The sequence below is a fragment of the Hymenobacter mellowenesis genome (genome assembly GCF_030581005.1).
In the GTDB taxonomy this organism is placed as follows: Bacteria; Bacteroidota; Bacteroidia; order Cytophagales; family Hymenobacteraceae; genus Hymenobacter; species Hymenobacter mellowenesis.
Genome location: NZ_JAUQSX010000011.1, coordinates 26,932 through 40,336 on the forward strand (window position 1 = coordinate 26,932; position 13,405 = coordinate 40,336).

General features: G+C 58.3%; 11 protein-coding genes. 8 read left to right on the forward strand and 3 right to left on the reverse strand.

Annotated elements, in window-relative coordinates; genetic code table 11:
- Positions 1 to 504: 504 nt before the first annotated feature.
- A complete protein-coding gene (locus Q5H92_RS19100) occupies positions 505 to 1,494 on the reverse strand; it encodes a glycoside hydrolase family 43 protein (protein ID WP_305013160.1) in 990 nt (329 codons plus the stop codon).
- Between the two features lie 188 nt (positions 1,495 to 1,682).
- Positions 1,683 to 3,560, reverse strand: coding sequence for a glycoside hydrolase family 35 protein (locus Q5H92_RS19105; RefSeq protein ID WP_305013161.1), 1,878 nt, complete (start codon positions 3,558 to 3,560; stop codon positions 1,683 to 1,685).
- Positions 3,561 to 3,843: 283 nt separating this feature from the next.
- Between Q5H92_RS19105 and Q5H92_RS19110 the strand changes: the two genes are divergently transcribed.
- Entirely contained in the window at positions 3,844 to 8,022 is a 4,179-nt protein-coding gene (locus tag Q5H92_RS19110) for a hybrid sensor histidine kinase/response regulator transcription factor (protein ID WP_305013162.1), read from the forward strand.
- Between the two features lie 254 nt (positions 8,023 to 8,276).
- Here Q5H92_RS19110 and Q5H92_RS19115 read toward each other — a convergent pair whose 3' ends face one another.
- Entirely contained in the window at positions 8,277 to 9,251 is a 975-nt protein-coding gene (locus tag Q5H92_RS19115) for a replication initiation protein (RefSeq protein WP_305013163.1), read from the reverse strand.
- 1,196 nt (positions 9,252 to 10,447) lie between these two features.
- On the opposite strand from Q5H92_RS19115, the gene Q5H92_RS19120 reads away from it, so the two are divergent.
- The 7 genes from Q5H92_RS19120 to Q5H92_RS19150 all read left to right on the forward strand — a co-directional run bounded on the left by Q5H92_RS19120 (position 10,448) and on the right by Q5H92_RS19150 (position 13,304).
- A complete protein-coding gene (locus Q5H92_RS19120) occupies positions 10,448 to 10,792 on the forward strand; it encodes a hypothetical protein (protein ID WP_305013164.1) in 345 nt (114 codons plus the stop codon).
- 10 nt (positions 10,793 to 10,802) lie between these two features.
- A complete protein-coding gene (locus Q5H92_RS19125) occupies positions 10,803 to 11,093 on the forward strand; it encodes a hypothetical protein (RefSeq protein ID WP_305013165.1) in 291 nt (96 codons plus the stop codon).
- 10 nt (positions 11,094 to 11,103) lie between these two features.
- Positions 11,104 to 11,439: a hypothetical protein gene (locus tag Q5H92_RS19130; RefSeq protein ID WP_305013166.1), complete on the forward strand. Its 336-nt coding sequence runs from the start codon at positions 11,104 to 11,106 to the stop codon at positions 11,437 to 11,439.
- A 28-nt stretch (positions 11,440 to 11,467) separates the two neighbouring features.
- On the forward strand, positions 11,468 to 11,803 hold the full coding sequence (locus Q5H92_RS19135; RefSeq protein WP_305013167.1) for a hypothetical protein: 336 nt from the start codon (positions 11,468 to 11,470) through the stop codon (positions 11,801 to 11,803).
- A 72-nt stretch (positions 11,804 to 11,875) separates the two neighbouring features.
- The gene (locus Q5H92_RS19140; protein WP_305013168.1) at positions 11,876 to 12,370 is read left to right on the forward strand and encodes a hypothetical protein; all 495 of its coding nucleotides are present in this window, start codon (positions 11,876 to 11,878) and stop codon (positions 12,368 to 12,370) included.
- A 56-nt stretch (positions 12,371 to 12,426) separates the two neighbouring features.
- Complete coding sequence (locus Q5H92_RS19145; RefSeq protein ID WP_169533877.1) at positions 12,427 to 12,741, forward strand: hypothetical protein; 315 nt, start codon at positions 12,427 to 12,429, stop codon at positions 12,739 to 12,741.
- A 53-nt stretch (positions 12,742 to 12,794) separates the two neighbouring features.
- On the forward strand, positions 12,795 to 13,304 hold the full coding sequence (locus Q5H92_RS19150) for a GNAT family N-acetyltransferase (protein ID WP_305013169.1): 510 nt from the start codon (positions 12,795 to 12,797) through the stop codon (positions 13,302 to 13,304).
- The last annotated feature ends 101 nt before the right edge of the window (positions 13,305 to 13,405 follow it).

Below are 13,405 nucleotides of genomic sequence, written 5' to 3' on the forward strand. Positions count from 1 at the left end.
CCAAGTATCTGCTTATTCCTTCCGATGAAAAGCAATTGTTACCAGCGTATTTACCCAAATAAATACCGCGCGGTGCAGGGGTTTAGCGATGGTAAAATTACCAAACCAGCCACCAGCAGCCCGGGAGTTTTTCAGCAAAAAACCGGTCAAAATTCGGCACTATGCTGCAGTTCAGTTAGTAAAAAAAGTGTGTGTTATTATGTAATTTATTTGTAATCAATGGATTGATAATGTCGTAACGTCTGGCTATTAAGTCCAGTGCTGCATGGCATTCAGCAGCGATTCTTGCAGATGACAAGCGTCGTAAACCACTAAAAAACGCCTAACACTAATCAGAATTTTACTAACAACTAAATGGTTAGGTTGACCGCTGGATTACGTTGGTGTAACCGGTTTCCATCGTTGAACGGAAAGGGGAAACGTCGCTTTGAATGGACGCCCGTTGCACCCAACAATAAGTAATTTTCCATGACAGCAGGTTGCCTTTCCGGTTATATGGAGCGGCTAGTTGGCAGCTGGAAGGCGCCCATACCGCGCCGTGAGGCGGGTCGCTTCAGCAGTGGTGATGGGTAGCACCGTGCCGTGCCGGGGGTGGAAGTTCATGGTTATGGCGCTGTCGACCACGGCGAAATGTTCCAAGTCGTGGGTGCGGGTAAACTGGTAGCGTCCCTTGGTGTACACGTCGTACATCAGAATGTAGTCGTCCGAATGGTTGAGTTTGAAGGTGCCGGCGCCTTCCACGGGGTCGCTGGTTTGCTGCACATACTTGTCGCGCAGCACGTACCCACCGGTCAAGTGGTCTGACACGGCGACTTTGATACCGTTGCCCTGGCCCTCCGTCTTGAAGAACAGGTAGTATCGACCATCTTTCGCCACAATGTCGCCATCGATGCACGAGCCGTTCGTAGGGCTGACGAATAGTTGCTTCGGCTCGCCTTCCAGGTCGGTAAAGTCTTTGTTGGCGTAAGCGTAATAGATTTTATCGGGCTCCGTACCGTATTGCAGCGAGAAGTATACCAGGTACTTGCCCGCTTGGGCATCGTAGATGGTTTGAGGGGCCCACACCCGCTGCAACTGCTCTTGGCCGGCGTACCGCTTCGGAAAGTGAAGGGCGCTGGATTTCCAGTGCACCAGGTCGGAGGAGCGCAGCAGCACGATGCCGCGGTTGGAGTTCCAACCGCGGGCCGACACCATGTCGGTGGCTACCATGTAAAAGGCCTTGCCATCGGCTCCGCGCAAAATGTGCGGGTCGCGCACGCCTCCGCTGGCGCTGATGGTGGCCGAACTGAGAACTGGCTGGTCATCATTGAGGGCTTTAAAGTGGTAGCCGTCGGGGCTCAGGGCGAAGCGAATAGCCTCCTCGGCCTGCGTGTTGCCGGTGAAATACACAAACAAGTAACCAGTATAAGCGGCCGGGCGTTTGGTCGCCGGAGGCGACGAGGCCACCAGTAGCCAGCTGCCTAAAAACAAGGAAAGGATGCGTAGGTAGTTCATGGAGAAAAGAACATGAGGCGGCCTATATCTGAGGGCGACCCACGTGTTAATGTGCGGAAACCGTCCTTAATCAAATGGTAATACAAGAGGTATTCCGGCACTTATACTTTGCCGCAGTCGCCCGCTGTTGCCCAATCTGGGAAGGCTAAGTAGTCTAGAGGATGAGACGGAATTTGATTAACGCGTTGCTAGTCAAGAGTGCTGATAGATTGCGGCGCAATGGACTTGTCCGGGTGCAACTCATTTAGAATAGCGTGGTTGAGCGACGGCAGTATAGTCTGCTGCGGCTTGAGCAGTTCCAGGACCGTGATGTCGTTCTGGCCTTTGCGCAGCCATTCAACCGGCACATAGAGTGTTTGCTGCGGGCCAATGGCCCAGTAGCGGCCCAAGTTGTGGCCGTTCACCCACACTACGCCTTTGCCCCACTGGCGCATGTCCAGGTACGTATCGGCCGGCTGGGCCAGAGTGAAAGTGGCGGCGCGCAGTACCGGGCCGCTGCTGGCGGTGGGGGCAGCCGGGCCGGCTTTGACCAGGGTTGGGGCCTTATCGAAGGGCAAACCATACATTTGCCAGCCGTTCAGCTGCTTGCCATTGAGCGCCACGCTTCGGGTAATGCCCTTATTGTTTTGCAGGAGGTACTCGCCAAAATTTACCCGGCCCATGTTCTCCACCAGAATATCCAGCTGCACCGGACCAGCCGGGAGCGCCACCCGCAGACTATCCTGCCGCAGCCGACGGTCGAGCGTCCCCATGCACTTGCCATTGACCATTACCACCGCGTAGTCGCGCAGTTCCTTTATTTTCAATAGTTTCTGCCCACCTCCGGCCACGGTCGTGCGGTACAGTACAAAGCCGTAGTCCTGCTTGAGCGCTTCGAAGGTGAGGGGCCCGGCGCTGGCCACGGGAGTAGGCAGATGGTCGAGCAGGCGAATACTCTTTGTTAATTGCAGCACCGGCAGGGCCACGCTGGGCTTGGTAGCCGGCACCGGCGGCAGGGGTTGACCGGCGGGCCGGTACCGGGCAATGACCTCGCGGAAGGCCCGAAACTTGGCCGTGGCATTGCCGGCTTCGTCGAGGGGCGCGTCGTAGTCGTAGCTACTGATTTGGGGCTCGTAGTGAGAGCTGTCGCCTTTAAAGTTGGCCCCGTTCATGAAGCCGCGGGTGGTGCCGCCGTGAAACATGTACATGTTGATGGACATGCCCGCTTTCAGGACCGAATCGAGGCCGGGCGTGTACTTGCTGGCCGGTACGGTGTGGTGCTCGGTGCCCCACCAGTCAAACCAAGCCGGGTACCACTCGGCCACGTAGTAGGGCCCTTTCCCCTGGTGGTTGGCATTCACCAACTGGCGGATTTGGCGAGGCTGGTCGGTGCCGTTCACGGCGGGCAGCAGGCCATCGAGGTGGCCGGCGGCCACGTCCTTCACCGGGTCGCAGGTGTAGAGCAGGCCATCGAAGCCGGCTTGCTCAAACATTTTTTTGTTCTGCGCCAAGTATGCCTTGTCGCTGCCGTAGGAGCCGTATTCGTTCTCGACCTGCACCATGAGGATGGGGCCGCCGTGGTTGACTTGCAGCGGAGCCAGCTGCCGGCCCACAGCCTGCAGGTAGCGCTGATAGGCGGCTAGGTACTGCGGCTCCTGGCTGCGCACTTTCAGCCCGGCAATGTTCTGGAGCCAGTAGGGGTAGCCGCCGAATTCCCACTCGGCGCACACGTAGGGGCTGGGGCGCAAAATCACCCACAGGCCTTCTTCCTGGGCCATGCGCACGAAGGCGGCCACGTCGTTGTTGCCCGTGAAATCGTACTGGCCCGGCTGGGGCTCGTGCGCGTTCCAGAACACGTAGGTGCCGATGGTATTCAGACCCATGGCCTTGGCCATTTTCAGGCGGGCGCGCCAGGCCTCGCGCGGAATGCGCGGGTAGTGCAGCTCACCCGAAATCATTTGCAAGGGCTGGCCATCGAGCAGAAATTGATTGGCGCCGAGGGTGAAGGTGTGCGGCGGCGTGGGAGCCGACTTCAGGCCCAGGCTCAGGCAAACGGCTGCTAGCAGGAGAGGAAAAATGCCACGCATAGTAGGGGGATGGAAAGCCGCAAAAGCAAGCTCAGCGCTATACTGGTTGCTACTGCAGGGGAGATAGTGGTACAAAGCTAGTTGCCTGTTTCAGGGCTCATACAGGACATTTTCGTAGAAGATGCAAGACAAATTCGGCAATTGTGAGGCCCTAGGTTTTGCGGGCAGAAACTAGCAACCGGCTTGCTACATTTACTATCCATCCCACCTGACTTCTCCCTTGTTGACCATAGTACAACCGTGGCTCCGGGCCCCATGGGCTGGCCTGCTTAGCCTATTACCCTTGCTAATCAGCCTGTCGGGCGTCGCTCAAAATGTGCGGCCCGCTGACTTTCGCTTTGAGCACCTGACCGTGGACCAGGGGCTGTCGCACAGCGATGCCATGGCCGTGACGCAGGACCGGGATGGGTTTATCTGGGTGGGTACCAACCGGGGCATCAACCGCTACGACGGCTACCAGCTAAAATCCTACAAGCTGCCGATTAACCCCCGGAACGGCTTGCCCAGCAATCGCATCAAGGTGCTCTTCACCGCGCCCAATGGCCAGCTTTGGGTAGGGGCCGAGCGGGCCGGCTTGATGCGCTACGACCCCGACCACGACCGCTTCAGCAGCCTGGGCGAGCAGCAGGTGCCCGGCCCCGACCGGAACCGGGCCCGCGAGCTGGCGCAGTGCGACGTAACCGCCCTGGCCACCGATAGCCAGCACCGGCTGTGGGTGGGCACCCAGCAGCGGGGGCTGTTCGTGCTGACGTTCGGCCCGCAGGGCCGGGTACTCCGCCTGCAGCAGCTGCCTTCACCGCTCGCTACCGAAATAAACAGCTTGGTCATCGATGGCGAAGACCAGGTGTGGGTGGGAACGCCCACAGCGGGCTTATTGGTTGTGCGCGCCAACAACCCGGCGCTGTTGATACAAACCACCGACTTCGGCCCCCGTCTGGTGCGCTCCCTCTGCCTCGACCCGCGGGGCGACCTCTGGGTGGGCACAGCCCACCAGGTGCTGTGGGTGCCGGCAGCCAACCGACGAGCCCGCCACCAGCTGGATGAACACCCACTGCCCCAGGCTTTGCCGCTCGTCCTTACGCTGCACCTCGACTCGTTTGGGCGGCTGTGGGCCGGCACCATCAACGGCCTTTACGTCTGGGAAGCCGGAGCGATAACCGGCGCGGCCCCGCCTGTACTGCCCAACCCAACGCTGATACTGCCCCAGGACAACGTGCCCTACAGCCTCAACTCGGAGCGCGTCCATCAGCTCTATGAAGACCGCAACCAGGTGCTGTGGCTGTGCGCCTCGGCCGGGGGGCTCAACAAGGTGGACCTGCGGCAGAAGAACTTTGGCAGCCTGCGCCGGCAACTAGCCGGACCGGTGACGCCGGCCAACAACTACATCAACACTATCTACAAGGAAGAGGCCACCAATACGCTCTGGCTGGGCACCCGCAACGGCTTGGCCGCCTACGACCTGACCCACCATACCTTCCGGAACTACCTTACCCAGTCCACCGACGCCACGCGCAGCATCGACGTGTCGGCCATTTTCCAGGCGACTGACGGCACGCTGTGGTTTGGCACGCGCAGCGGGAGCCTGGCCACGCTGCGGCGGCCGGCCGGCGGCGGCCCCGCCCAGCTGAAGCGCACCGAGCGGCTGGCGCGTGGGTTCGACCTGGCAGGCACCGGCATTGAGCACATTGCCCAGGATGGACAAGGCACTATCTGGCTGGCGACCTTCGAGCGCGGCCTGTTGCGCCTGAGCCCCGACGGCCGCCTGCTGGGCCAGTACGGCCGTAAGCACGGCGGCCTGCCATCCGACCAGTTCACGTATCTGCTCTACGACGCGGACCGGAATGTGCTATGGGCCAGCACCCACGACGCGGGCTTGCTGAAGCTGCGCCCCACCGCCGACTCGCTGCAGCTGCTGGCGCGCTATTACTATGCCCCCGGCCAGCCCAACAGCCTGCAGGTCAACTACGTGTGGCCGCTGTTGCTTGACCCAACCGGCGCCCTCTGGATTGGCACCATTGGCGGCGGCCTGTACCAGCTCACGACTGATGCGCAGGGCCACGAGCAGGTGCGCAGCTTTATCGGCGCCCTGCCCGAAACGGATGTGGAAAGCCTGCTGGTCGACGACGCGGGCAACCTCTGGCTGGGCGGCACCGGCCTTTACCGCTACTCGCCCCGTACTCGCCAGTACCTGCGCTTCGACGTAGCCGATGGCCTGCAAAGCAACGCTTTCAAGATTAGCTCGGCCGCCCGCGGCCAGGACGGCATGCTGTATTTTGGGGGCATTAACGGCCTCAACTATTTTCAGCCGGCCGCTATTCAAGCCAACCCTCGCCCGCCGGTGGTGCAGCTTACCGAGCTGCGGGTGCTGAACCGGCCAGTGACCGTGGGCGAGCCGTTCAACGGCCGGGTGCTGCTGCCGCATCCGCTCACCCACTCACCGCCGCTCACCATTCAGGCTTCGGAAAACGATTTTTCCGTTGAGTTCGTGGCTCTCAACTACGTCAACTCCCAGCGGACCCAGTATGCCTACCGTCTGTTGGGCTACCAGAACGAGTGGGTGAGCCCGGGGCCCGGCCAGCGCCTGGCCAGCTTCACCAACCTGCCTTCCGGCCACTATACCTTGCAGGTGAAGGCCAGCAATGGGGAAGGCGTATGGTCGCGCACGCCCGCCACCCTCCAGCTCGACGTGCTGGCTCCCTGGTACAAAACCGGGTGGGCCTACCTACTCTATGCCTTAGCCGTAGCGGGCGCGGTAGCGCTATACCGGCGCGTGGAAATGACCCAGCAGCAGCTGAAAAGCAAGCTGGTGCTGGAGCAGTTTCAGGCTGAAAAGGATAAGGAGCTGATTAACCTGAAGCTGGGCTTTTTCACCAACGTCAGTCACGAGTTTCGCACGCCGCTCACGCTGATACTGGGCCCCATCGAAGACCTGATGCGTGGCGGCCCCGTAACGGATTTGCGCGGCAAGCTGCAGCTCATGCAGCAGCAAGCCAGCAAGCTGCTGGAGCTGGCCAACCAGCTTCTCGATTTCCGCAAGGTGGAAAGCGGCCACGTACCGCTCCGCGCCAGCTACGGCGACGCCACCCGCTTTCTCACCGACCTCTACGCCGTATTTGCACTGAAAGCCCGCGAACGGGAGGTCGATTATGTGCTCGATGCGCCCACCGAGCCGGTGATGCTCTACTTCGACCGCAGTAAGCTGGAAATCATTCTAACGAATCTGCTGGCCAATGCTTTTAAATACACGCGCACTAAGGGCCGGGTCACCTTCGATGTCAGCGTAGTGGGCAGCCCCGCCGGGGAGGCAAAATTTGAGGACGCGCAATTGGTAGGCAACTATCTAAAAGTCAGCATATCTGACACAGGGGTGGGTATTGCCAAACAGGAACAGGAGCGAATCTTTGACCCTTACTACCAAGCCTCCCATACCAGCAAGCTACGCATCGGGGGCACGGGCATCGGTCTCGCGCTGGCCCGGCAGTTTACTCGCCGGCACGGGGGCCAGTTAACGGTCGCCAGCATCCAAGGCGTGGGCACCACGTTCGAGCTTCGGTTGCCCTTTGGCCGCCAGCACCTGCAGCCCGAGGATGTACAGGCAATTAGCGATGGGGAAACCACAGCCGAGGTCGAGCTACCAGCGCTTGACGAACTGGCGCTGCCCCTGTCGGAGACTACCGCGCAGTCCGTGCGGTCCCGCCTGCTGGTAGTAGAAGATAACGATGAGCTGCGCGAATACCTGCGTCAACTCTTCGCGGCCGACTACCAGGTGACCGTGGCCGAAGACGGCGTGGTTGGTTGGGAGCAGGCCCTGTCGCAGCTTCCCGACCTCATCATTTCGGATGTGATGATGCCGCGCTCTGATGGACTGGAATTGTGCCAGCGCCTCAAGCAAAACCCCAAAACCAGCCATATTCCGGTGGTGCTGCTCACGGCCCGCACCGCCGAAACCCACGAGTTGGAAGGCTTGGGGGTCGGGGCGGATGATTACGTGAGCAAGCCCTTCAGCCCCATGCTGCTCCATGCCAAGGCGGAAACCCTGCTGCGCAACCGCCGCAAGCTGCATGAATACTACGACCGCCAGATACTGCTGCAACCCACTGAGCTGGTAGTGCCCGACGCGGACCGCCAGTTCCTGGAAGCTGCCATGGCCGCCGTGGAACAGCACCTCGGTGATGCCGACTTTGGCGTGATTGAACTGAGTAGCGCCATGGCCATGAGCCAGTCGGCCTTCTACCGTCGCCTCAAAAGCCTGACGGGCCAGACCGCCGTGGAGTTTATCCGCGATGTGCGCCTCAAGCGCGCGGCCCAACTGCTGGCGCAAAGCCAACTGCGAATAGCAGAAATTGCCTTCGAGGTGGGTATTACCGACACGAACTACTTCCGCAAAATTTTTCAAAAGCGCTTTGGCCAAACCCCTTCGGATTATGCCAGCCAGCACCGTGCTAGTCCGGCGGCTACCTGACACCTTTATAGATAATCCATCCCTAGCCTGATGAGTATCTGAAGTTGTTCTAAAGCCACTAGCAGCCATAGGTGAATTCAGGCAAAAAGGAATATAAATAAGCTGCGCAGTAAAAAGTCTTTAATCAATTGATTAATAGTAAAAAATGGTACAAAAAGCATTAACATTTTATACTCTTTTTTACTATTAACCACTTCGGATGTGAGCTTTTGCCAGACCTGATGCCATTTGTACTTGCCTTTATACTGTCGCGGTTACTTTTTGGCGGGAGCCGCTTGAGCTTTGCGCAGCCCCACCACTGTTAAAAACAGTCCCCCAGGATTAGTGGATGCTTTCATTTTACCCGTTTTAAGCTTGTAGCAGAAGGAAAAAAGCTCATCTACCATGCGCGCTTCGCTGAGAATCTGCTCAATCAACCGAGTGTCTCGGATATCGAGCTCCGCCAGCCGCTGCCGTGCCATCTGCAGCCGGGAGTCATCCAGGGGCTGCTCGAACGGCAGGGGCAGCTGATGAGGCTCCTGCTGCTTGATTTGGAAGCGGATGCTCTCGAAGGAGCGGCCCTTTTTGACGAGCTCGTAGCCGATGTGCAGGTCCGTATTCTGATTGATTTGAGTAACCGCCACGTCGAGTACATACTTCTGAAACATGGACACCTTGGTGTACTGCTCCGGCTCAACCCCCTTGGGGTCTTTCAGCGCCAGCATCACCTTAAGGTCGTGCAGGGTGAAGGTGCGGGTTTCGGATTTGTCTTTCCACTGCGAGGCAATCTGGTAGATGCGCTTGGCGTACTTGCTGCTCAGGCTAAAAGCCGCCTGCAAACGGAAGGACGTAAAGTTGCGCTTTAAGTCGATGAGATATGGGCGAATCTTCTCTGAGATTTCCAACTCGATGACGCCCTCACCCTTCAGGTACTCCGCCGAGGCCAGCAGGCCCACCTGCAGAATACGCTTGTTGTCTTCAATCACGTACTCCCGGGTGCGCAAGGCAGACGTAGCTTCCAGAAACTGTTGATAGTTCCACTGCCGGCCGGTGAGGTGCTGCAGGTCCAGCACTTTCACCCGGTAGAAGGTGCCAATGCGGTCTTCCTTCTTTAGGAGCGAGAGGAGGTAGAACACGATGTCCATCTCGCAGGCGGTCATCTCGTAGCGCGCCGTCGTGATGGCGTTGTGCTGTCGAATTTCGAGCCCGGTGGAATTGGCTATAGCAGCCGCAGTATCAAGACCTTGCATGGGGGTGGGAAAGTGGTAGTATAGGCGAAGATAGCAACGAGATGCCAAAAGGAAAGACTAAAAGAAAGTTTTCCCTTAAGGTTCTTTCTTTTCACTTATAAAACCTTTCCACTGGACTTATAAAACCTTTCCCTTCGCTTATAATCCCTTCCCTTTAGACTTATAAAACCTTTCTTTTCACTTATAAAACCTTTCCTAAGCACCTTGCTAGGCCATGAAAATCAACACGTTACAAGCCCTACAAATAAGACAAATAATTAACAAATCTCACAAGCTTGTGATGAGGACAAAAAAAGGCTTTTAGAAGGTCTGACGGCGGGTGGGCCGGGGACCAAAACAGAAAACAACAAAATTGGATGCCCACCCAATAAAAAACATTGATTGTACTTTATTTATATTAAACATAACATAAGTAAAACGTGGACCTCTTTCACCCTTTGAACAGCCCTTCTGCAGCAGCTTTAAACCCTGCCGTAAAGATATCAGCTGCCTGAGAGCAGGAACTGATAATGACGAAAGGAAAGGTTTCATAAGTCTACCACCGGCTCATTGATGGCTTGCTAACGGGCGGCAATTCCCCCGCAACCGGGGCACTAGGCCCGATTCATCTTCGAAAGGAAAGGTTTTATAAGCCTACCAATAGGTTTTCACTAACCTTTGAGTAAGCTAAAAGAAAGGTTTTATAAGCCGATTGCAAACATTTACCCAGCTTTTTGCCCTGCTTATACTGTGCTAAGGGAAAGGTTTTATAAGCCGAAAGTGTGGTTTAAGCGCCAGAAACGAAGATATTCCGGACTTTACTCCCCACCTGCTTTCCTTGAACGAATGGACCACTTCTTCCTGGGCCCATATTGAACCGCCAGGACGAACATGAGCCGCATGGATATACTTGCGAGGCGGCAACCGGGCTGTTACACCAGGGCGAAGACAAATAGCTAGCCACCAAAGCCCTGTGCAGGGTAGCATAGACCAGCAGATTAAAACGGCGAGACCGGCCCGACTGAACGCGTAAGCACCCGGCCGGTGGCCAGTACCGGGCTGGATTTCCAAAAAAACGAGATGGAAAAAGTTATCTAGGGCACCCTGTCACGCCTCATAATCATTCAATAATTGATAATTTAATTTAAATAAAATTGAAACATTATTGCTTGATTTGACGTTTAATATGGAGCAGCAACGCACTAAAAAAGCCGTTTATGAGCGCCAAACCCGAAGTTGTCGAAGAAGCTTACACCATTTTATCGCAATTAGGGGGGCGTCGCTTCCTCGTGATGACCGGGGCCGACAAGCTCATGGCTGCCGGCCGGACGGCCAGCAACCCCAACCCCTGGCTGCGTATGGACCTGCGCGACAATCAGGCCCAGGTGAACCGCCTGAAAATTACGCTCATGCCCACCGACACCTACAAGGTGGAATTTTACCACCAGAAGCTGGTCGACTGGGAGCCGGTCATTACCAATCAGCAGACGTTTGAAATGGTGTACGGGGAGGACTTGCTGGCCCTCTTTACCTCGGTCACGGGCTACGATACTCACCTTTAGCCCCTGCCGGATGCGAGCCAGCGAAGCCCCCACCATCATCGACCCGGGCTGGAATCAGTACCGCAGCCGGGTTATCGCCGTCATTACCGACGTGGAAATGCTGATGCAGCAGTTGGGCAAAGGCCTCGACTGCGACGGCCTGACCGCCGAAGTGGCCCTACGGCTCGGCCTCTGCATCGATACCCAGCCCGATTTCGATGTGCTCAGTGCCCTGGTGCGGGCCGTGCGCCCCATCGGCCGTGAGGCGCTACGGGCCACCCGCGAGGACCAGGGTGGCCTGTTTTCCCTCCTGCTGCTTTAACCCCGATACCATGCCCCATCCCCAGGATTTAGTTATTGGCGATGCCGTGTATTACGCCCGAGAGCGGGCCGTCGGCCTGATTTACACCACCTACGAGCGGGGCCGCCACGAGTGCCCCGGCGTGCAGCTGCTGCTCAGTGACGGCCGCGACCTTAGCGGCTTCAGCGCCGAGGAGACCGACCAGTTTCTGCAACTGCTGGGTGAAACGGGCCTGCGCTACGAGTTTGCCAACGTGGGCCAGTTGGCCCTCGACTACCAGCGCGGTGTGTTCGGCCAGGCTTTCCACGACGCCCGGGTGCTGCTGCTCGCGCGGGAGTTGGCCAGCCCCGAGCCGCCCGTTCAGTAGCCATTTTCTCCCTTTTGTTCTTTTTGCAATGTCTCCGACCAGTCAGCACCCCCTGAATACCCCCGTTTTAGCGCTGCAGCTGGCTTATCTGGCTGTCGAGCAGCAACCGGTCGACGACGCCGAAGCGCAGCGCCTGGAGCAGCTGCGGCAGCTTATCGAGGCCGCGCCGGATACGACCGACCTGCGCGGGTTTGCCGAGGCCGCCCGCCAGCTGCTGGGCCCCGGCTATCAGGTGCACTGCGGCAGCTCGCACGTCTGGATAAAGCGGGAGGACCAGCCCGAGCGTCTGGCCATCGTGGCCGACCGCTACACCACCGCCTACCGCGAGTGGAACAGTCCACTACCCACTTCGGGGCCGGAATAGCCGCTTATAAAAAGTGGTTTTTCAGTTCCGGCTTTGCCTTAACTTGCTTCTCCAACCCTGACCATGCCCCCCATGTACAACTTTCAGAGCCTCACGAAAAAGGACTGGGTCACCGACTACGGCTTCCGCAAGGCGCTCGCAGCCGACCCCGGCACAATGAAGTTTGGCGGGCAGACCGTGGGAACCGGTCGCCGCGACATCGTGGAATACTGGCAGCGGGAGAAAAGCCACTACCGGCTCTGGGAGCTGCTGCTTTACATGGGCAGCCACACCGTACCGCAGACGGTGGCCTACTTCGACCTGCCACCCGACACGGATGAGTTCCTGCGCTGGGTGTACAACGACGTTTCCCACGAGCAGCGCGAGCAGGTGGAGGAAATGGTACAGGGCTTCGCTAGCGGCTTTGACCAGATGAATTTTTTCCCCTACGCCGAGTTGTACGCTGTCTGGCAGCGGGCCGACGAGCGCCAGGCCCGCGACGGCAACGTGCTCGTCTACCTCGACCGCATCACCGAGCCGGATGGGGCGGAGATACTCCGCTACCCGGCACCCACCTTCTTTGAATAGCCGAACTACGGGGCGGCGGGGGCCGTAATGTTGCAAAAATTGACTAATCTTTGCTCGTGTTAGACCTCTTTGCGGCCCCGGCTATGCTCAAACCAAGTTCCTACAATTCGCTGGCCGAACTGATTCACGCCCTGGGTATGCGTAGCGACACCGCCCGGCACATCGGCATCTCGCACAACACCCTGAACGTGCGCATGGCCAAGCCCGGCAGCTTCACGCTCGATGAGCTGGTGAAAGTGGCCGAGCTGGCTAAGTCCGACCTGCTCACTATGACTAAGCTGGCCCAGAAGCAGATGGACAATCCTGTGGAGCCGCCCGCCCCGGCGCTGGGCCGCCCGCGATTCAAGAAGAACCAGCCCGACGCCAGCTAGTTCCACCCCAGCTTATCTAGCTGGCATAGCGGCCCTGCGGCCACCTTCCCCTGATGGAATCCCTCCTTATTCGTCCTGAGCAGCCCGCCGACGAACCGGCTATTTCCCGGCTCACCCAGGCAGCCTTTGCGTCCGAGTCGCATTCGTCACACACCGAGCAGTTTATCATCGATGCTTTGCGCAGGCACCAGCAGCTCACAGTATCGCTCGTGGCCGTGGCGGCTGGCCAGGTGGTAGGCCACGTGGCGATTTCCCCGGTAGTCATTTCTTCCGGGGCAGTCGGGTGGTATGGCCTGGGTCCCGTTGCGGTTGAGCCTGCCCGTCAGCAGCAGGGCATCGGCTCGCGGCTCATTCACGCGGCGCTCACCGAACTACGTCAGCGGGGCGCGATGGGCTGCGTCGTGCTGGGTGAGCCGGGCTATTACGGCCGGTTCGGATTCCTGGCGGTGCCGACCCTCGTCTTACCCGACGTGCCCCCACCGTATTTTCAGGCCCTTACTTTCCAGGGAAACATTCCCGTGGGTACGGTGCGCTATCACGAGGCGTTTGAAGCAACGGCATAGCTAGCTTTTAGTCAACAAACACTTAGCTTAGACATTAGCTGGACTACCACTCGTAGCCAGTTTCTGCACTTCACCGCCGACTTTTTACCACTCGTCCTTTT

Bases quoted from the DNA above. Each gene is read 5' to 3' on its own strand.
- Q5H92_RS19150 (WP_305013169.1), top strand. From the start codon at position 12,795: ATGGAATCCCTCCTTATTCGTCCTGAGCAGCCCGCCGACGAACCGGCT.
- Q5H92_RS19130 (WP_305013166.1), top strand. From the start codon at position 11,104: ATGCCCCATCCCCAGGATTTAGTTATTGGCGATGCCGTGTATTACGCC.
- Q5H92_RS19120 (WP_305013164.1), top strand. From the start codon at position 10,448: ATGAGCGCCAAACCCGAAGTTGTCGAAGAAGCTTACACCATTTTATCG.
- Q5H92_RS19100 (WP_305013160.1), bottom strand. From the start codon at position 1,494: ATGAACTACCTACGCATCCTTTCCTTGTTTTTAGGCAGCTGGCTACTG.
- Q5H92_RS19140 (WP_305013168.1), top strand. From the start codon at position 11,876: ATGTACAACTTTCAGAGCCTCACGAAAAAGGACTGGGTCACCGACTAC.
- Q5H92_RS19135 (WP_305013167.1), top strand. From the start codon at position 11,468: ATGTCTCCGACCAGTCAGCACCCCCTGAATACCCCCGTTTTAGCGCTG.
- Q5H92_RS19105 (WP_305013161.1), bottom strand. From the start codon at position 3,560: ATGCGTGGCATTTTTCCTCTCCTGCTAGCAGCCGTTTGCCTGAGCCTG.
- Q5H92_RS19115 (WP_305013163.1), bottom strand. From the start codon at position 9,251: ATGCAAGGTCTTGATACTGCGGCTGCTATAGCCAATTCCACCGGGCTC.
- Q5H92_RS19125 (WP_305013165.1), top strand. From the start codon at position 10,803: ATGCGAGCCAGCGAAGCCCCCACCATCATCGACCCGGGCTGGAATCAG.